The sequence below is a fragment of the Dietzia sp. 111N12-1 genome, from assembly GCF_001658045.1.
Taxonomy (GTDB): Bacteria; Actinomycetota; Actinomycetes; order Mycobacteriales; family Mycobacteriaceae; genus Dietzia; species Dietzia kunjamensis.
The window spans coordinates 1-905 of record NZ_LSSV01000102.1 but is presented as its reverse complement, the minus strand read 5'-3'; the positions used below and the strand labels follow the sequence as shown (position 1 = coordinate 905).

1 protein-coding gene is annotated in these 905 nt (G+C 69.5%); it reads right to left on the bottom strand.

Annotated elements, in window-relative coordinates; genetic code table 11:
* Positions 1 to 58 precede the first annotated feature (58 nt).
* A complete protein-coding gene (locus tag AYO52_RS16800; protein WP_067719997.1) occupies positions 59 to 877 on the bottom strand; it encodes an SDR family oxidoreductase in 819 nt (272 codons plus the stop codon).
* Positions 878 to 905 lie beyond the last annotated feature (28 nt).

The window sequence follows — 905 nt, the reverse complement described above, 5'->3', positions numbered from 1 at the left end:
GCTTGACATCCATAGGAGCATCCGCGGCCGGGCACCGACGCGTGCGTCGCGTCGGACTTCAGTTCCCGCGCAGCGCCGTCATCCGCTTGTGGGATCCGGCCACGATCCGTCCCCGGTCGACGCCGGAGGAGAACTCGACGCCCTTGCGGTTGTTCTCGCCGCCGCAGACGTGGATCGGGCCGTTGCCGATGGACGCCAGGACCTCCTCGGCGACCTCGGTGGGCTCGCTGACGGTGAAGCCGGGCAGGTCCATGTCCAGGCCGGCGCGGATCATCGCGGGGGTGCGGACGACGCCGAGGATGACCTCGACGACGTCGACGCCGTGCTCCCGCATCTCGAGCCACAGGCCCTCGACGAAGACCCGGCTGAACGCCTTGGCCGCGGAGTACACGCTCATGTCGGCGTGGCCGAGGTAGCCGGCCATCGAGCCCATCACCACGATGCCGCCGCGGCCGCGGGCCTTGAGGGCGGGGCCGAACTGCCGGATGATCTGCATCGGCGAGGTGATGTTGAGGTCGATGACCTTCTGAACCTGGGTCATGTCGGACTCGACGAACTCGGAGCCGTACGTGTTGGCGCCGGCGTTGAGGACGAGCAGCCCCAGGTCGAGGCCCTCGCAGGCCGCGGCGATGCCCTCGGTGGCGCCGGGCTCGGTGAGGTCGACGGACACGACCCGGCACTCGACGCCCTTGGCGCGGACGGCCTCGGCGGTCTCCTCGAGGGGCCCGGCCTTGCGGGCGACGAGCACGGAGGACACGCCCTGATCGGCGAGGCGGAACGCGATCTCGGCGCCCACGCCCTCACTTCCGCCCACGACGAGGGCCCACGGGCCATAGGTAACGGGATCGAACGGCTTCGGATTGACAGGTGTCGACATACTCTAAGAGGTTCCGCCAGTAGGTCAT

Bases quoted from the DNA above. Each gene is read 5' to 3' on its own strand.
- AYO52_RS16800 (WP_067719997.1), bottom strand. From the start codon at position 877: ATGTCGACACCTGTCAATCCGAAGCCGTTCGATCCCGTTACCTATGGC.